Source organism: Lentzea nigeriaca (genome assembly GCF_016907955.1).
Lineage (GTDB): Bacteria > Actinomycetota > Actinomycetes > Mycobacteriales > Pseudonocardiaceae > Lentzea > Lentzea nigeriaca.
Genome location: NZ_JAFBCX010000003.1, coordinates 499,775 through 515,738, shown reverse-complemented (window position 1 = coordinate 515,738; position 15,964 = coordinate 499,775). Strand labels below are relative to the sequence as shown.

Below are 15,964 nucleotides of genomic sequence, written 5' to 3'. Positions count from 1 at the left end.
CCCTCACTCGTAGGTGATCTTCACGATGTCGGTGACCGGAACCGACTGGCACGCCAGCACGATGCCGTCGGCGATGTCCTCGGAGTCGAGCACGTCGTTGTTGAGCATCTTGACCTCGCCCTCGACGAGCCGGCACGCACAAGCGCTGCACGCCCCCTCCCGGCACGAGTACGGCGCGTCGAGCCCCTTCTCCAGCAGCAGATCCAGCAGCTTCGTCCGCGCGGGCCACGGAAACCGGTGCTGCTCACCGTCCAGGTCGACCTCGACGACGGCGTCCGGGCGATCGTCCGCCACCGGTTCGGCGTTCGAAAACGGATCACTCGACAACGACACGAACTTCTCGATGTGCACGACCGGAACGTCCTGCAACGCCTTGCGTGCCGCCTCCATGAACGGCGCGGGCCCGCACACGAACGCCTCGTCGCACTCCCGCACGAGCGCCCGCAATCCATCTACGTGCGGCAACCCCTGCACCGACTCCAGCCAGTGCACGACCACCAGTCGATCCGGATGCGCCCGCGCCAGCTCGTCGAGCTCGCGCGCGAAGATCACCGAGCTCTCGTCCCGGTTGGCGTACACCAGGAACACCCGGCCGAACCCCTGGGTGAGCACCGCCCGGATGATCGACATGACGGGCGTGATCCCGCTCCCGGCCGCGAACGCCAGCAGCGAGGAGTCCAGCGACGAAGGGGTGAAGACCCCGGCCGGTGCGAGCACGTCCAGCTCGCACCCCTCGCTGAGCTCGTCGCACATCCAGTGCGAGCCGTACCCGTCCGGCGTCCGCTTGACCGTGATCTTCAACGGCTCACCCGGCGCACTGGACAGGGAGTAGCAGCGCGCCACGTCACCCGCCCGCACGGTCAGGAACTGCCCGGGCTTCACCGGGAAGTCCACTCCGGACAGCACGAACGACCGGGCGTCGGACGTCTCCTCGATGACGGCGTCGATCCGCAGCCGGTGCACCTCAGCCATCGGCGACCTCCAGCGTTCCATCGCGCACGGCCTTCTCGATGCTGTCCCGCAGCCGCAGACACGTCGGCACGAACGCCGACCGCGGCCCGCACAGCTCAGGACAGGAACTCGTGTCGGCGAGCCACTGCACGCTCGTGTGCTGCGGGCTGTTCTTCTTGACCAGCACCCGGTTCCCGCAGTCGCATCTCACCGGCACCATCCCGCCGACGAGGAACTCGTCGCGCTCGTTCACCTCGCCTGCTCCTGAGGTGCCGGTTCCCTCCTGGCCAAGTTCTCGGCAACTTCCTTTTCCCACACCTCGATGGCACGACTCGTGTCGACCTCGAACTCGAAGCGCCGCACCATGTCGTCGGTGACGTCCTCCACGTCGACGTAGAACTGCTCGTACCACCGCCGTAGCTGGTAGACGGGCCCGTCCTCCTCGCACAGCAACGGGTTGTCGATCCGCGTCTTGTTCTGCCAGATCTCCACGTCCTGCAGGAACCCGACCCCGATGCCACGCGCGAACTTCGCCGCGATCTTGTCGGCGTGCTCGTCGGAGACACCGGGCAGCTTCTTCACGATCGCGCCCCACTGCAGCCGGAACGACGTGGGCGTGATCGGGTAGTGGCAGTTGATCAGCACCGTCTCGATCTCGATGCCCTTGTAGTCGTTCCACAGGTAGTCGATCATGTACGACGGTCCGTAGTACGACGCCTCCGAGCGCACCTCCACGTCACCGGTGTAGTTCGAGCCCATCGCGACGTCCGGCCGCCCGCGCGTGGTCAGGTACTGCGAGGCGACGTGGCCTTCCATCACGTTCTTGAAGTACGTCGGGAACGCGAAGTGGATGTAGAAGAAGTGGGCCATGTCCACGACGTTGTCGATGATCTCGCGGCAGTTCGCGCCGTCGATCACCACCGAGTCCCACGTCCAGTTGCTCCACTCGTCGCTGAACGCCGCGTCGATGCGCGGGATCGTCACGTGCTCGGGCGGCGGGTTGCCCTGGGGGTCGTTCCACACGAAGAGCTGCTTGTTCTCCTCCATCGTGATCCACGACCGGGTGCGTGCCCGCAGCGGAACCCGTTTGGCGTAAGGGATGTCGATGCACTTGCCGTTGCCCGCCCAGCGCCAGTCGTGGAACGGGCAGGCCACGGTGTTGCCCTTGATCGTGCCCTGGGTGAGGTCGCCGCCCATGTGCCGGCAGTACCCGTCGAGCACGTTGAGCTTGCCGTCCTCCGTGCCGAACACCACGAGCTTCGTGCCGAACGCCTCGACGGCGTGGGGTTTGCCGTCGCGGAAGCTGTCGGCCAGACCGAGGCAGTGCCAGCCGCGCGCGAACCGCGCTGGAGGTGCGCCGGTGTCGATCGTCCGCACGCTGTCCTGCGTCATCGCATTCCTCCACTGATGTCGAGTCCGGCGAGATAACCGAACGTCATCGCCGGTCCGAGGGTGGCGCCCGCGCCCGCGTAGGTGTGTCCCATCACCGACGCCATGGTGTTGCCCGCGGCGTAAAGGCCTTCGATCACCGAACCGTCCTCGCGCAGCACCCGCGCGCGGGTGTCGGTGCGCAGGCCGCCCTTGGTGCCGAGGTCACCGGGCACGATCTTGACCGCGTAGAACGGGCCGGTCATGAGTGGCGCCAGGTTCGGGTTGGGGTGGTTGCGCGGATCGCCGTAGTAGCGGTCGTACGCGCTGTCGCCGCGGTGGAAGTCGGTGTCGTCGCCGTCCACGGCCAGGGTGTTGAACCGCCGCACGGTGTCGGAGAGTTCGGGCAGATCGGCTTCCTGGGCGAGTTCTTCGAGGCTGGGAGCGGTGAGCACGACATCCCGCCAGCGCCGGGGGAGAGGACGGCGCGGCGGGACGCCGCAGAACGGGTAGCGGCTGCGGTAGGCGTGGTCGAACACCAGCCAGGTCTTGCCGCTCATCGCCTTCACCACGTCGATGTAGGGCGCCGCCTCGTTGACGAACCGGCGCCCGGTGCTGTCGACCAGCACGCATCCGGGCAGTGAGCGTTCGGCGAGCAGGAAGTACGGGCCGCGCGGCAACGGGACGGACGGGCCCCACCAGGCCTCGTCCATCAACCCCAGCGTGCCTCCCGCGCGGAGCCCCGCCTCGATGCCGTCGCCGGTGTTGGCCGTCGCGCCGACCGTCCACTCCGTACCGATGTCCTGGTGTTGTTTGCGCAGCTGTTCGTTGTGCTCGAAGCCGCCGGACGCGAGAACGACGTGGTTGGCCGTGATCAGCTTGTCGCCCGCGACGATTCCGGCGACCCGGCCGTTCTCGAAGTGCAGGTCCGTCATCGCGGTGTTGAGCCGGACCTCGACGTTGAGCGCTTTCAAACCAGCACGAAGTCCTGCTGCCAGCGCCTGGCCCATCGTGAGGCGCCTGCCGGGCAGGAACCGGCGGGCGAACACCTTGGCTGCCGTGACCATGCCGCGCGGGTGCCGTCCGATCAGCGTCAGCCAGCGGTAGTCGGTCTGGGTGATCACGATCCCGGCCGGTGTCGGCACGTACGGCGGTTCGAGGTCCTTGATCTCCTCGCCGAGGAGCTTCGTGTTGAACGGCAGGGGCTCGACCGAGCGGCCACGCGGCCTGCCACCCGGCGCCTCCGGGTAGTAGTCGGCGTAGTCGCGCACCCAGCGGAACTTCAACGGCGTGTGCGCGCAGACGAACGCCAGCATCGCGGGTCCGGCGTCGAGGAACGCCTCGCGCAGGTCGGCGGGCACGTCCCCGGCGATGTGCTCCAGGTACGCGGCGGCCTGCTCCGGCGAGTCCTGCTGGCCGGCCGCGGCGACGACGTGGTTGTTCGGCACCCAGATGCCACCGCCGGACCGCGCCGTCGAACCGCCGAAGTGCTCGGCCTTCTCGACGACGAGGGTGCGCAGGCCGTTCCCAGCGGTGCAGAGCGCGGCTGTCATGCCTGCCGCGCCGCTGCCGACGACGATCACGTCGTACATCGCACCTCCCAGAGGCTCAGACTAGAACAGGTTATAGTTCTGAGCCGGTTTGGCGCTATGGTGTAGGAGTTCCAGGCAAGTCGACTCACCGAGAACACGTTTCGGGAGGGATGCGTGGACGGCACCGCTGACGTGGTCGTCATCGGCTTCGGCGCGGCCGGCGCGTGCGCCGCCCTCGAAGCCGCGGCGGCCGGTGCGTCCGTGGTGGTGCTCGACCGGTTCGCCGGCGGTGGCGCCACCGCGTTGTCCGGTGGCGTCGTCTACGCGGGCGGCGGGACGGGGCAGCAGGTCGAGGCCGGGATCACCGATACACCCGAGGCGATGTTCTCCTACCTCAAGCACGAGGTTCGGGACGCCGTCTCGGAGGCGACGCTCCGGCGGTTCTGCGAGGACAGCCCCAAGATGCTGGCCTGGCTGGAAGACCAGGGCGTGCCGTTCGACGCGAGCCTGTGCCCGTTCAAGACCTCGTACCCGACGGACGACTACTACCTCTACCAGTCCGGCAGCGAGGACGCCGTGTTCGATCATTCCGGGCCGAGCCCCGCGCCGCGCGGTCACCGGACCAAGGCGAAAGGAACGTCGGGCAGGGTCTTCTTCGCCCGGTTGGCCGAGGCGACCCGGCGGGCGGGCGCGAGGATCATGACCCAGACCCGTGCTGAAGAGCTGATCACCACCGACGGCCGGGTCACGGGCGTGCGCTGCCGGACGCTGACCGGGCTGCCGCGAACCCTGCACGGCGTGTTGTCCAAAGCAGGCGCCAAGCCGTGGATCTACTACCCGCCTTTGGGGAAGAAGCTGTTCGCGCTGGCTGAGTGGCTGGAACGGCGCTTCGCCCGGCCGATCACGGTGACCGCGCGGCGAGGAGTCGTCATCTCCGCGGGCGGGTTCATCGCGGACCGGGAGAGCGTGCGGCAGCTCGGCCCGGAGTACCGGGGTGGCCTCGCACTCGGCACGCCCGGCGATGACGGAACCGGTATCCGCCTCGGTGTCGCCGCTGGTGGGAAGACCGCGCGGATGGACAAGATCTCGGTGTGGCGGTTCATCACGCCGCCCAGCGCACTGCAGCGCGGTGTGCTCGTCGATTCCGCCGGCCGGAGGTTCGGTGATCCGACGAGGTACGGCGCGGCGATCGGCAGCGAGATCATCCAGCGCGATGGCAAGGCGTGGCTGCTGATCGACGACGACATCCTGCGGGTGGCGCGGGCCCAGGTGACGACGCAGGCCGCGCCGTTCCAGCGGTGGCAGGTCCGCTACCTCCTGAACCGGGGCATGGTCACCGCACCCACGATCGAGGAAGTGGCGGCCAAGGCCGGCATCGGCACGCCCCAAAACGACTCAACACAGCCGTTTGGGACGCCGCCGTACTCGTTGATCAACGTGAGCGTGCGAGCCGGGTTTGGTTACCCGTGCCCGATGCTCACGCTCGGCGGACTCGTCGTGGACGAGGAAACCGGGCAGGTGCAAGGAGTTCCCGGCCTGTACGCGGCCGGCCGATCGGCGGTCGGGGTGTGCTCGGAGTCCTACGTCAGCGGGCTCTCGCTCGCCGACTGCGTCTTCTCGGGCCGCCGTGCAGGGCAACACGTCGCGAAGGAGGCCAGGTGCTGACGATTCAGAAGAGGGAAGCGGCGGCCGAGCTGCTGCGCGTGGCCGAACGCGACCGCGTGCCGATCAAGCCGCTGGTCGAGCTGTATCCCGAGATCGACGTGGTGGACGCGTACGAGATCCAGCTGCTCAACGTCCGGCACCGCAACCGCGACGTGATCGGCCACAAGGTCGGTCTGTCGTCGTTGGCGATGCAGCAGATGATGGGCGTCGACGAACCTGATTACGGCCACCTGCTCGACGACATGCAGCTGACCGGAACCGCGGACGCCTCCGCGTACCTGTACCCGCGGGTCGAGGTGGAGATCGCGTTCCTGCTGAGCGCCGACCTGCCGGGCGAGGGCTGCACGGTCGAGGACGTCCTCGCGGCCACGGAGTTCGTCGCGCCGGCCATCGAGCTGATCGACAGCCGGATCATCGACTGGAAGATCGGGTTGCAGGACACCATCGCCGACAACGCGTCGTCGGCCGGGTTCGTGCTCGGTACCGAGCGGGTCCGACCGTCCGAACTGGACATCCGTGCGGTGCGGGCGACGTTGCGCCGCAACGGTGAGGTCGTCGCCGAAGGCCGGGGCGACGCGGTGCTGGGTGATCCGGCGATCGCGGTCGCGTGGCTCGCGGAGAAGGTCGCTTCGTTCGGTGTCCGGTTGCTCGCCGGTGACATCGTGCTTCCCGGTTCGTGCACGCGGGCGATCGACGCGCGGCCGGGTGACGAGTTCCACGCCGAGTTCGCCGGACTCGGTTCCGTAGACCTGAAATTCGATTGAGGTGACTGCGTGAAGGCGGCCATCGTCGGATCCGGCAACATCGGCACCGACCTGCTCTACAAGCTCCTGCGCTCGCCGGTGCTGGAGCCGCGCTGGATGGTGGGCATCGACCCGGCCAGCGAGGGGCTCAAGCGCGCGGCGTCGCTGGGGCTCGAGGTGTCGGTCGACGGCGCGGAGTGGTTGCTGCGTCAGGACGAGCTGCCGGACATCGTGTTCGAGGCGACGTCCGCGGCGGTGCACCGGGCCAACGCGCCGCGCTACGCGGAGGCCGGTATCCGGGCGATCGACCTGACACCGGCCGCGGTCGGGCCGTACGTGGTGCCGCCGGTGAACCTCGGTGAGCACCAGGACGCGCCCAACATCAACCTGATCACGTGTGGTGGCCAGGCCACGATTCCCATGGTGCACGCGGTGTCTCGCGTTGTCCCGGTGCCGTACGCGGAGATCGTCGCCAGCGTGGCGTCGGTGTCGGCGGGGCCGGGGACGCGAGCCAACATCGACGAGTTCACCCGCACGACCAGCAAGGGCATCGAGGCGATCGGCGGGGCCGAGCGCGGCAAGGCGATCATCGTGCTGAACCCGGCGGACCCGCCGATGATCATGCGCGACACGATCTTCTGCGCGATTCCCCAGGACGCCGATCCGGACCTGATCACGGACTCGATCTCACGCATGGAGACAGACATCCGTTCGTACGTCCCGGGTTTCCGGTTGCTGAGCGACCCGCAGTTCGACGACGGCCGCGTGTCGATCTTCGTGGAGATCGAGGGCGCGGGCGACTTCCTGCCTGCCTACGCCGGAAACCTCGACATCATGACGGCCGCCGCGACGAAGGTGGGGGAGGAGATCGCGAATGCAGCTGCGGCTGACCGACACGTCACTGCGTGACGGCTCGCACCACAAGCGGCACCAGTTCACGGTCGAGGACGTCCGGTCGATCGTGGCGGCGCTCGACGGCGCCGGGGTGCCCGTCATCGAGGTGACGCACGGCGACGGGCTGGGCGGGTCGTCGTTCAACTACGGCTTCAGCCTCACGCCGGAACAGGAGCTGATCAAGGTCGCGGCCGAGACGGCGCGGCAGGCCAGGATCGCGGTGCTGATGCTGCCGGGTGTCGGGGTGAAGGACGACATCCTGATCTCGCAGGACAACGGTGCGTCGATCGTCCGGATCGCCACGCACTGCACCGAGGCGGACGTCTCCGTGCAGCACTTCCAGCTGGCCCGCGAGCGCGGGCTGGAAACCGTCGGGTTCCTGATGATGGCCCATTCCCAGCCGCCGGAGGCGTTGGCTCGTCAAGCAAGGATCATGGCGGACGCCGGCTGCCAGTGCGTGTACGTGGTGGACTCGGCAGGAGCCCTTGTGCTGGAACAGGTTTCCGACAGGGTGTCCGCGTTGGTGGCCGAGCTGGGCGACGACGCCCAGGTCGGGTTCCACGGGCACGAGAACCTCGGGCTGAGCGTGGCGAACTCGGTCGCGGCGGCCCGCGCGGGAGCGAAGCAGATCGACGGCAGCGTGCGCGGATTCGGTGCGGGCGCGGGAAACACGCCGCTGGAGGCGTTCGTCGGCGTCTGCGACAAGCTCGGGTTCGAGACCGGCGTCGACTTCTTCAAGATCGTGGACGCGGCCGAGGACGTCGTCCGGCCCGTCATGCCCGAGGAGTGCCTGCTCGACCGGATGGCGCTGATGATGGGGTACGCGGGCGTCTACTCCAGCTTCCTCAAACACGCGTACACGCAGGCGCGACGCTACGGCGTGTCCGGCGCGCAGATCCTCGTCCGCGCGGGCGAACGCAAGCTCGTGGGCGGGCAGGAGGACCAGCTGATCGACATCGCACTGGAGCTGAGCAGGGAGAAAGTCCGATGAGCGAGGAAATCCTCGGCAAGGTGCGGGAACTGCTGCCCAGCCTGCGGGAACGCGCGGCGGAGGCGGAGGAACTGCGCAAGGTGCCGCCGGAGTCGGTGAAGGCGTTGCAGGAGACCGGGTTCTTCCGGATGCTGCAGCCCACACGGTACGGCGGCTTCGAGTCGCACCCGCTCGACTTCTACACGGCCGTGAGGCTGATCGGGAGCGCGTGCGGGTCGACCGGCTGGGTCGCGTCCGTGCTGGGCGTGCACCCGTGGCACGTCGGGCTGTTCGACCTGCGGGCTCAGGACGAGGTGTTCGGTGAGGACCAGGACACGCGTATCTCGTCCTCGTACGCGCCGACGGGCCGGGCGACACCGGTCGAGGGCGGTTTCCGGTTCAGCGGCAAGTGGAGCTTCTCGTCCGGCTGCGACCACGCGACGTGGGTGCTGCTCGGCGGCCTGGTGATGAACGACGAGGGCAAACCCGTCGACTTCCGCACGTTCCTGCTGCCGATCGCCGACTACACGATCAACGACGTCTGGGACACCGTCGGACTGCGCGGCACCGGCAGCAACGACATCGTGGTCTCCGACGTGTTCGTGCCGGAACACCGCACGCTGAGCATGATGCACACCGCGCGGTGCGTCTGCCCGGGCCAGGACGTCAATCCTGGGCCCTTGTTCCGCATGCCGTACGGGACGATCCACCCGTACGCGATCACCGCGCCGATGATCGGCATGGCGTACGGCGCCTACGAGGTGCACGTCAACGCCACCCGTGAGCGCGTCAGGGCCGCCTACCTGGGCGAGAAATCCGTCGAGGACCCGTTCGCGCAGGTGCGGATCGCCCAGGCGTCCAACGACATCGACACCGCGTGGTGGCAGCTGGAGAAGGACATCAACGACGAGTGGGAACACGCCGTCGCCGGCACGAAGATCCCGATGGAGCTTCGCCTGCGGGCGCGCAGGGATCAGGTTCTGGGCAGTGCGAGGGCGATTTCCGCGATCGACCGGCTCTTCGAGAGCGCGGGCGGCAAGGCGATCAACGGCGGCCTGCCGCTGCCCCGGTTCTGGCGCGACGCGCACGCCGCACGGGTGCACGCGGCCAACGACCCGGAGCGCGTGCTCGTCATGTACGGCAAGGGCGAGCTCGGCATCCAGGTCCGCGACGGGCTGTTCTGAGGGGGCGGTGATGAACGTGCGGCTGCACTACCACGAGGCGGGCACCGACCACACCGAGACGCTGGTCCTGCTGCACGGCGGCGGGCCGGGCGCGTCGGCGATGAGCAACTTCGCCCGCAACATCCCGGTGTTCGCGAAGTCGTTCCGCGTGCTGGCCGTCGACCTGCCGGGCTACGGCCAGTCCGACAAGCCCGCCGAGCACGGCCAGTACTTCACCTTCGCGGCACGGGCGTTGAGGGACCTGCTCGATGAGTTGGGCGTCGAGCGGGCACACATCCTGGGCAACTCGCTCGGCGGCGGCACCGCGGTCCGGTTCGCGCTGGACTACGGGAAACGGGCCGGGCGGCTGGTGCTGATGGGGCCGGGCGGGTTGTCGCTGAACGTCTTCTCGCCGGACCCGACCGAGGGCGTGCGCAAGCTCAGCGCGTTCGCGCGCACACCCACGCGGGAGAAGATCGAGGCGTTCCTGCGGATCATGGTCTTCGACCAGTCGCTGGTCACCGACCAGCTGATCGACGAACGGTTCGAGGCGGCCAGGCAGCCGGAGTCGTTGCGCGCCATGGCCGCGCTCGGCAAGTCGTTCGCCGGACCGGACTTCGAGCAGGGGATGCTCTGGCGTGAGGCCTACAAGTTGCGCCAACGGGTGCTGCTGGTGTGGGGCCGCGAAGACCGGGTGAACCCGCTGGACGGCGCGTTGCTCGCGTTGAAGCTGATCCCGCGGGCGCAGCTGCACGTGTTCGGCGGCTGCGGGCACTGGGCACAGCTCGAGAAGTTCGACGAGTTCAACCGGCTTGCGACTGACTTCTTGGCCGACAGGTGAATGGGGGCTGAGGTGTGATGGGGATCCGATCACTGGGATATCTCCGGATCGAGGCCACCGACATGGACCGGTGGCGCGAGTTCGGGCTGAAGGTCCTCGGCATGGTCGAGGGCAAGGGCTCCACTCCCGGCGCGTTGTACCTGCGGATGGACGACTTCCCGGCACGCCTGGTGATCGTGCCGGGCTCGCACGACCGGTTGCAGGTGTCGGGCTGGGAGGCAGCCACCGAGGCCGAGGTGGAGGAGGTGGCAAAGCGGCTGGCTTCGGCCGGTGTCTCCTACGTCGAAGGGACCGCGGAGGAGTTGGCGGAACGCCGGGTCAACGGGCTGATCCGCTTCGACGACCCGTCCGGCAACACCCTGGAGGTCTTCCACGGTGCGGCCTTGGAGCACCGGCGGGTGGTGTCGCCGTACGGGCACCGGTTCGTGACCGAGGAGCAGGGCCTCGGCCACGTCGTCCTGTCCACTTCGGACGATGAAGCGGCGTTGCGCTTCTACCGGGACGTGCTGGGCTTCCGGCTGCGTGACTCGATGCGCCTGCCTCCGCAGTTCGTCGGGCGTCCTGCCGACGGGCCACCGGCGTGGCTGCGGTTCTTCGGCTGCAACCCGCGCCACCACAGCCTCGCGTTCCTGCCGATGCCGACGCCGAGCGGGGTCGTGCATCTGATGGTCGAGGTCGAGAACACCGACGACGTCGGCCTGACCCTGGACCGGGCGATGCGCCGCAAGGTGCCGATGTCGGCGACGCTGGGCAGGCACGTCAACGACCTGATGTTGTCGTTCTACGTGAAGACGCCCGGCGGGTTCGACGTCGAGTTCGGCTGCGAGGGACGGCAGGTGTCCGATGAGGACTGGATCGCACGCGAGAGCACGGCGGTGAGCCTGTGGGGACACGACTTCAGCGTGGGCTACCAGAAGTAGCTCCCCAAATAGACTCAACACAGTTTCGATCCGTACTCGGTCACTTCTGCACGGGGGTGACCGTGGTGACCGGCATGTCCCCGGACGGGCCTGTCGGCTTTGCCTGCCAGGCGTTCGCGGCGTTGTCGCTCGACCCGCCGCTGGTGCTGTTCTGTCCACAACGGACGTCGCGCAGCTGGACCGCGATGGCATCCTCGGGTGCGTTCTGCGTGAACGTCCTCGCGGAGGACCAGAGGGAGATCTCGACGGTGTTCGGCAAGGCCGGGGCCGACAAGTTCGCCGGCGTGGCCTGGACGCCGTCGGCCACCGGTGCCCCGGTGCTCGACGGCGCCCTCACGTGGGTCGACTGCCAGGTGTCGGCGGTGCACGACGCCGGCGACCACCACATGGTCGTCGGCTCGGTGGTCGAGCTCGGGCCGGTGCGCGACGCCCAGCCGTTGCTCTTCTACCGCGGCCGCTACGCCGTGCACGCCGAACTGGACACCCGCGGCTGGTCCGGTGAGGTGCTCGACAACCTGATGACCTGGCAACGCCAATCAGAGTGGAGTTAGCGCCCTGATCTCCCACGACGCGGTGGGGAAGCGGACTTCTCCGTCGTGCACGAACTCGTCGAACGCGCGCAGAACGGTGTCGAGGACCTCTTTGCGCTCGTCTTCCGGCATGGGCTGGAGTGCCCGCCCCACCGGCCCGAGCATCGTGAGGTACGTCGGCAACACGCGCTCCGGCATGGCGCAGGTCAGGTCGACCTTCCGCAGGTCGATCGCCGTCCAGCCGCTGTCGTCGAGCACCTTCCGCGCCCGGTCGGGGTCCGCGAGCCCGTACGGCCCCGGCGCGTCGGCCTCGAACGTCGGCAGGTCCGGCATCAGCGGCGCGACGGCTCGTTCCGCCGCCGTCATGAACGGGTTCTCCTCCTTGTCGCGCCACACGACGACACGCAGCTCGCCGCCGGGCATAGCGGCCTTCCCGAGGTTGCGGAACGCCGCCACCGGGTCGTCGAAGAACATCACCCCGAACCGCGAGACGATCAGGTCGAACTCGGGCTCGAACGGGTGCACCTGGGCGTCCGCGTGCACGAACCGCACGTTCGGGCCCTCCTGCGCCACGGCGATCTGCGGCCCGGAGATGTCGACGCCGACGCACGGCACGTTGCCGAGCGCCGCCGCGATCGCCCTGGTCACGCCCCCGGTGCCGCACCCGACGTCGAGCACGCCGGTGCGCGGTTGTTGTGTCGCCGCCGCGACGAGCAGGTCCTCGTACGGCTGGAGAACCACGTCGACCATGTCGCGTGCGGCGGCCCACCCGTGCCCGCCGGGGCCGTTCCACAGGGCCGCCTGTTCGCTGTTGACCTCTGGTGTCATGCTCCTACCGTCCTACTTCAAGTCGGCTTGAGGTCAAGTGTCATGCACGAACTCGGCATCGGCGAGGTGGTCCGGCGTTCCGGCGTCCCCGCCTCCACCCTGCGCTACTACGAGGAGCGCGGCCTGATCGGCTCGGTCGGTCGGCGCGGCCTCACGCGGGTGTTCGGCCACGACGTCTTCCAGCGGCTGGCGCTGATCTCGGTCGGCCGCGCCGCGGGCTTCACCCTCGACGAGATCGCGCGGATGTTCGCGCCGGACGGCCGCCCGCAGCTCGACCGCGCGATGCTCGCCGGGAAAGCCGACGAGCTGGACGCGACGATCCGCAGGCTGACCGTGATGCGGGACGGGCTGCGGCACGCGGCGGCCTGCCCGGCGCCGAGCCACCTGGAGTGCCCGAGGTTCCAGCGACTGCTGGAACGCCTGACCTAGTAGCGTGTCGCAGCTGTCTCTTGGGATGTGACAGTGAGAGTGATGCCGGCAGGCAGCCGCGCTTCGATCATGAAGATCGTGCTCTCATGGCTGCCGACAGCACAGTTGGCAGTAGCTGGGCTGATCAGCGAACGTTTGCGTCGGCATTTCTCTACCGCCATCGACGTGCATGAGAGCGCGATCATCCGGGCTTTCGGTGATGAGCACCAGACCGGCCAGCCCCCTGCCCGACTCAACGGAGCACAACCAAGCCGCGACGCTCTACCAGCCTCGACAGCCGCCGTTCATCGGTTGCGCTGGACGCTCCAGATCTGCGGTGCCACGGTGACGGCCGCGGCCTGGTAGGGCGGCAGCGGCCTGCCCTCGACCACGACCTCCAGCGGCCACTTCTCCTTCAGCACCACCCACAACCGGCCGGAGAGCCCGGCGAACGCGCCCAGCAGGTTCGCGGTGTCGGACGTCTGCAGCACGTACACCCACTTCGCCCCGTCCGGCGCGCCGTCGAGCGGCTCACGCCAGGCGCGGCGCAACCGGCGGCCACCGTGCCGCGCGGCGTCGGCGGACAGCACGACGTCAGCCTTGCTCGGGTCCGGCGCACCGGCGGGAGCGGTGGCGCTGAAGCGGTAAGGCACTGGCGGCACCTCGTCGATCACCGGCACCGCGGCGAGGTCCTCGTTGTCCGGATCATCCAATGTGGACGCGATGAGCTCGCGCTCCTCCGCCGTGATGCCGACGTTCTCGTACGCCATGCTCATCAACAGCGTCGCCTCGGCCTGCGCGACTTCGCCACCGAAGTAGTCCTCGCGCACCGAGCGCAGGGTGTCGTCCTCCAACCGGCCCGCGAGCCGCGCGCACAGGTCCGTGACCGTGGCGTAGGTCTTCACATCCATGAGCTTCACTTCTTCTTCGTGTACGGGCCGAGATCGGTGGTGGTGACGTTGCCTTGGGCGTCCTGGACGACTCTGATCATCCGGTTGCCCTTCGGTCCCTCCCAGGTCCAGCTGCCGTTCCCGCCGACGTCCGGGTGACTGTAGCGAGGCGGGGTGCTCTGCGGCACGCCCTGCGGTGCCGGGTTGGGCGCGGCCGGGTTGAGGATCACACCGGGGTTGGTGGCATCGGGCGGGAACGACGTGCGGATCTCGCCGGTCGACAGCACCGTCGTGCGCACCAGAACGCCGTCGACCATGCCCTCGTAGTTGTACGCCCACGCGGGGTTACCGTCGGCGTCCTTGGTGGGTTTGGGCCCGGACACAGGTGGTCCCATCTGGGTGACCTGGTAGGCCGCGTCCATGATCTTGGGTTCTTTCCAGCTCTGCGGGAACTCCGTCTTGGTGGAGAGCCCGGTGCCCGCGATGTGACCGCCCTGCTTGCCGCCCTCGCCCTCGATGATGTGCGTTCTGGACTTCTCGCTGTGGTGGATGTCCTCCGGCTTGGGCGGTGCCGTCGGCTTGGGAGGCATCGGCTTCTTGCCGGGCTTGTTGCTGCCCTGCTGCTGACCGGGCTTGCCGGCCGGGGTGCCCGGCTGGTTCCCGCCGCCCGGCGTGCCCGCCTGCGCGGTCGCCTTGGCCGCCTTCGTCGCGCTGGACAGACCGGCGCCCGCGTTGATGTGGCCGTGCTGCTGGGACGGCTTCTTGGGTTTCGGGGTCATCGAGCCCTATCCGTTCAGCAGCTTGGTGAGGTTGGTCAGACTGGAGATCAGGCCGGTGGTGTAGGTGAGGATGCGGCTCGCCCACTTGACCACGGCCGCGGTGATCTGGGCCGCGATCACCGGGATGGTGACCACGAAGATCGCCTCCACCGCCCACACGATCACCCTGGCCACGAGGTCGGCGATGAGGTCGCGGACGATCTCGCGGGTCATCTCGACCAGCCCGCCCGCGCCCTCGGTCGCGGCCGCCATCGCCGCCGCGATCGCGGACAGGCCACCGATGGCGTCCACGTTGTTGACCATCAGCCGCTGGTAGGCCTCTGACGCCTCGCCGTCCCAGCTGATCAGGTCGCTTTCCAGGTCCGCGCGCAGGTCGGTGGCCATGTCGGCGAGCTCGGTCGCCATGTTGTTCCAGGTCGCGGCGTGCGCTCTGACGACGTCCGGTTGGCCGGTGAGCTCGTCGAGCATCTCCCGCAACGGGTCGAAGTACTCGATCGCCCAGCCGAGCCCGTTGGACAGCAGCGCGCTGATCGGGTCGAGCACACTCGCCGCGACGTCGATGCCGAGCGACGCACCCGCGAGCACGTCGTCGACCCAGCCCTCGCTCTTGATCGCCTCGACGAGCCCCTCGATGCCGTCCGCGAGGCCGGCCCCGGTCCAGGCCTCACGGGACGACTGGACCGGCGCGACCAGTGAACCCTCCGTCACCGGTCACCTCCCGCCGACGTGATGCGGTCGACGTTGTCCTGGTCGGCCGTGACGTAGGTGTCCGCGCTGGCCCGCAGTTCCTTCGCGACGAGCTCGAGGTTGTGCTCGACGGTGGCGATCACGTCGTCGATCTCGGTGTGCCTGCCTTCCAGCACGCCGGAGATCCACCCGCACAGCGCGCCGTACGCCTGGTCGTCCCCGATGATGTGCGCGCTGGCGGCCTTGACCTTGGCGAACCGCTGCCTGATGGCGTCGATGCTGCCCGCGTGCGCCCGCAGCTGCTCAGCCTCGACGTTGAACCCGCTCACCACCGCTCCTCGGTGTAGGTCCGGCCGCCGTTGTCGTCGTCCTGGGCAGCGGGCCTGACAGCCGGTTTCGCGTCGTCGAGCTGGCGGCCGACGCTCTCCACGATGGCGCGCCCCGCCGCCGTCTCGGTGCCGATGGTGTCGGAGAGGATCTCCTTCGACCGCTCCGCGAGCTGCCTCCGCGCGTCCGCGAGCGTGGCCATGATCGTCGCCGCCACGGTCTCCGGGCGGGCGTTGCTCATCCGGTCGGTGAGCTTCAGGTCCGTCATCGCGCCGGTCGAGTCGATCGTGACCTCGGCCATGCCGGCGGGATCCTTCGCGACGATCCGCAATCCTCGCAGCTGCTCACTCATCGACTTCGTGTCGGCGGCCAGCTTGTCGATCCGGCCTTTCCACGCGGCCAGCCGGTCCCGCGCGCCGTCGGGATCAAGGATTCGTTCGTCCACGGGGCGGGAGCATAGGTACCGGA

At 68.7% G+C, this 15,964-nt stretch carries 19 protein-coding genes; 9 read left to right on the top strand and 10 right to left on the bottom strand.

Annotated features, from left to right (window positions below; all coding sequences use genetic code 11):
• Window positions 1–3: 3 nt before the first annotated feature.
• Genes JOD27_RS13390 through JOD27_RS13375 form a run of 4 tightly spaced genes read right to left on the bottom strand, consistent with a single transcriptional unit; the run spans window position 4 to window position 3,911 of the window.
• Complete coding sequence (locus tag JOD27_RS13390; protein WP_204762515.1) at window positions 4–972, bottom strand: ferredoxin--NADP reductase; 969 nt, start codon at window positions 970–972, stop codon at window positions 4–6.
• On the bottom strand, window positions 965–1,204 hold the full coding sequence (locus JOD27_RS13385) for a hypothetical protein (protein WP_440590317.1): 240 nt from the start codon (window positions 1,202–1,204) through the stop codon (window positions 965–967). The genes JOD27_RS13390 and JOD27_RS13385 overlap by 8 nt, the downstream gene beginning before the upstream one ends.
• Entirely contained in the window at window positions 1,201–2,343 is a 1,143-nt protein-coding gene (locus tag JOD27_RS13380) for a 3-ketosteroid-9-alpha-monooxygenase, oxygenase component (protein ID WP_204762514.1), read from the bottom strand. Before JOD27_RS13380 ends, JOD27_RS13385 begins: the two co-directional genes overlap by 4 nt.
• Window positions 2,340–3,911 carry an FAD-dependent oxidoreductase gene (locus JOD27_RS13375; protein ID WP_204762513.1) on the bottom strand — a complete coding sequence of 524 codons (1,572 nt, stop codon included), beginning with the start codon at window positions 3,909–3,911 and terminating at the stop codon, window positions 2,340–2,342. Before JOD27_RS13375 ends, JOD27_RS13380 begins: the two co-directional genes overlap by 4 nt.
• A gap of 114 nt (window positions 3,912–4,025) precedes the next feature.
• Between JOD27_RS13375 and JOD27_RS13370 the strand changes: the two genes are divergently transcribed.
• The 8 genes from JOD27_RS13370 to hsaB are packed head-to-tail and all read left to right on the top strand — an operon-like array spanning window position 4,026 to window position 11,598.
• Complete coding sequence (locus tag JOD27_RS13370; protein ID WP_204762512.1) at window positions 4,026–5,516, top strand: FAD-binding protein; 1,491 nt, start codon at window positions 4,026–4,028, stop codon at window positions 5,514–5,516.
• Window positions 5,510–6,280, top strand: a complete 771-nt coding sequence (locus tag JOD27_RS13365) for a 2-keto-4-pentenoate hydratase (protein WP_307830110.1) — start codon at window positions 5,510–5,512, stop codon at window positions 6,278–6,280. The genes JOD27_RS13370 and JOD27_RS13365 overlap by 7 nt, the downstream gene beginning before the upstream one ends.
• A gap of 9 nt (window positions 6,281–6,289) precedes the next feature.
• On the top strand, window positions 6,290–7,168 hold the full coding sequence (locus JOD27_RS13360) for an acetaldehyde dehydrogenase (acetylating) (protein ID WP_204762511.1): 879 nt from the start codon (window positions 6,290–6,292) through the stop codon (window positions 7,166–7,168).
• Window positions 7,134–8,144 (top strand): 4-hydroxy-2-oxovalerate aldolase, encoded by a 1,011-nt coding sequence (gene dmpG, locus JOD27_RS13355; RefSeq protein ID WP_204762510.1) that lies wholly within the window; start codon window positions 7,134–7,136, stop codon window positions 8,142–8,144. The genes JOD27_RS13360 and dmpG overlap by 35 nt, the downstream gene beginning before the upstream one ends.
• On the top strand, window positions 8,141–9,307 hold the full coding sequence (gene hsaA, locus JOD27_RS13350; protein ID WP_204762509.1) for a 3-hydroxy-9,10-secoandrosta-1,3,5(10)-triene-9,17-dione monooxygenase oxygenase subunit: 1,167 nt from the start codon (window positions 8,141–8,143) through the stop codon (window positions 9,305–9,307). Before dmpG ends, hsaA begins: the two co-directional genes overlap by 4 nt.
• Before the next feature lie 10 nt (window positions 9,308–9,317).
• Window positions 9,318–10,127, top strand: a complete 810-nt coding sequence (hsaD, locus tag JOD27_RS13345; RefSeq protein WP_204762508.1) for a 4,5:9,10-diseco-3-hydroxy-5,9,17-trioxoandrosta-1(10),2-diene-4-oate hydrolase — start codon at window positions 9,318–9,320, stop codon at window positions 10,125–10,127.
• 17 nt (window positions 10,128–10,144) lie between these two features.
• Complete coding sequence (gene hsaC / locus JOD27_RS13340) at window positions 10,145–11,047, top strand: iron-dependent extradiol dioxygenase HsaC (RefSeq protein ID WP_204762507.1); 903 nt, start codon at window positions 10,145–10,147, stop codon at window positions 11,045–11,047.
• Window positions 11,011–11,598 (top strand): 3-hydroxy-9,10-secoandrosta-1,3,5(10)-triene-9,17-dione monooxygenase reductase subunit, encoded by a 588-nt coding sequence (gene hsaB, locus JOD27_RS13335; RefSeq protein WP_307830109.1) that lies wholly within the window; start codon window positions 11,011–11,013, stop codon window positions 11,596–11,598. The genes hsaC and hsaB overlap by 37 nt, the downstream gene beginning before the upstream one ends.
• On the opposite strand, the gene JOD27_RS13330 is transcribed toward hsaB, so the two are convergent.
• On the bottom strand, window positions 11,584–12,405 hold the full coding sequence (locus JOD27_RS13330; RefSeq protein ID WP_204762506.1) for a class I SAM-dependent methyltransferase: 822 nt from the start codon (window positions 12,403–12,405) through the stop codon (window positions 11,584–11,586). The genes hsaB and JOD27_RS13330 overlap by 15 nt on opposite strands.
• A gap of 42 nt (window positions 12,406–12,447) precedes the next feature.
• Between JOD27_RS13330 and JOD27_RS13325 the strand changes: the two genes are divergently transcribed.
• Window positions 12,448–12,834: a helix-turn-helix domain-containing protein gene (locus tag JOD27_RS13325; protein WP_204762505.1), complete on the top strand. Its 387-nt coding sequence runs from the start codon at window positions 12,448–12,450 to the stop codon at window positions 12,832–12,834.
• Between the two features lie 284 nt (window positions 12,835–13,118).
• Here the strand turns inward: JOD27_RS13325 and JOD27_RS13320 are convergent, their stop codons facing one another.
• From JOD27_RS13320 to JOD27_RS13300, 5 genes are read right to left on the bottom strand one after another with little or no spacing between them, the layout of a single operon-like run.
• Window positions 13,119–13,724: a hypothetical protein gene (locus JOD27_RS13320; protein WP_204762504.1), complete on the bottom strand. Its 606-nt coding sequence runs from the start codon at window positions 13,722–13,724 to the stop codon at window positions 13,119–13,121.
• 5 nt (window positions 13,725–13,729) lie between these two features.
• A complete protein-coding gene (locus tag JOD27_RS13315) occupies window positions 13,730–14,482 on the bottom strand; it encodes a hypothetical protein (protein WP_204762503.1) in 753 nt (250 codons plus the stop codon).
• Between the two features lie 6 nt (window positions 14,483–14,488).
• Complete coding sequence (locus tag JOD27_RS13310; protein ID WP_204762502.1) at window positions 14,489–15,190, bottom strand: WXG100 family type VII secretion target; 702 nt, start codon at window positions 15,188–15,190, stop codon at window positions 14,489–14,491.
• Window positions 15,187–15,498, bottom strand: coding sequence for a type VII secretion target (locus JOD27_RS13305; protein ID WP_307830108.1), 312 nt, complete (start codon window positions 15,496–15,498; stop codon window positions 15,187–15,189). The genes JOD27_RS13310 and JOD27_RS13305 overlap by 4 nt, the downstream gene beginning before the upstream one ends.
• On the bottom strand, window positions 15,495–15,941 hold the full coding sequence (locus JOD27_RS13300) for a YbaB/EbfC family nucleoid-associated protein (RefSeq protein WP_204762500.1): 447 nt from the start codon (window positions 15,939–15,941) through the stop codon (window positions 15,495–15,497). The genes JOD27_RS13305 and JOD27_RS13300 overlap by 4 nt, the downstream gene beginning before the upstream one ends.
• Window positions 15,942–15,964 lie beyond the last annotated feature (23 nt).

Coding starts and splice junctions, on each gene's coding strand:
- hsaD (WP_204762508.1), top strand. CDS start 9,318: ATGAACGTGCGGCTGCACTACCACGAGGCGGGCACCGACCACACCGAG.
- hsaA (WP_204762509.1), top strand. CDS start 8,141: ATGAGCGAGGAAATCCTCGGCAAGGTGCGGGAACTGCTGCCCAGCCTG.
- JOD27_RS13330 (WP_204762506.1), bottom strand. CDS start 12,405: ATGACACCAGAGGTCAACAGCGAACAGGCGGCCCTGTGGAACGGCCCC.
- JOD27_RS13375 (WP_204762513.1), bottom strand. CDS start 3,911: ATGTACGACGTGATCGTCGTCGGCAGCGGCGCGGCAGGCATGACAGCC.
- JOD27_RS13315 (WP_204762503.1), bottom strand. CDS start 14,482: ATGACCCCGAAACCCAAGAAGCCGTCCCAGCAGCACGGCCACATCAAC.
- dmpG (WP_204762510.1), top strand. CDS start 7,134: ATGCAGCTGCGGCTGACCGACACGTCACTGCGTGACGGCTCGCACCAC.
- JOD27_RS13390 (WP_204762515.1), bottom strand. CDS start 972: ATGGCTGAGGTGCACCGGCTGCGGATCGACGCCGTCATCGAGGAGACG.
- JOD27_RS13325 (WP_204762505.1), top strand. CDS start 12,448: ATGCACGAACTCGGCATCGGCGAGGTGGTCCGGCGTTCCGGCGTCCCC.
- JOD27_RS13380 (WP_204762514.1), bottom strand. CDS start 2,343: ATGACGCAGGACAGCGTGCGGACGATCGACACCGGCGCACCTCCAGCG.
- JOD27_RS13320 (WP_204762504.1), bottom strand. CDS start 13,724: ATGGATGTGAAGACCTACGCCACGGTCACGGACCTGTGCGCGCGGCTC.
- hsaC (WP_204762507.1), top strand. CDS start 10,145: ATGGGGATCCGATCACTGGGATATCTCCGGATCGAGGCCACCGACATG.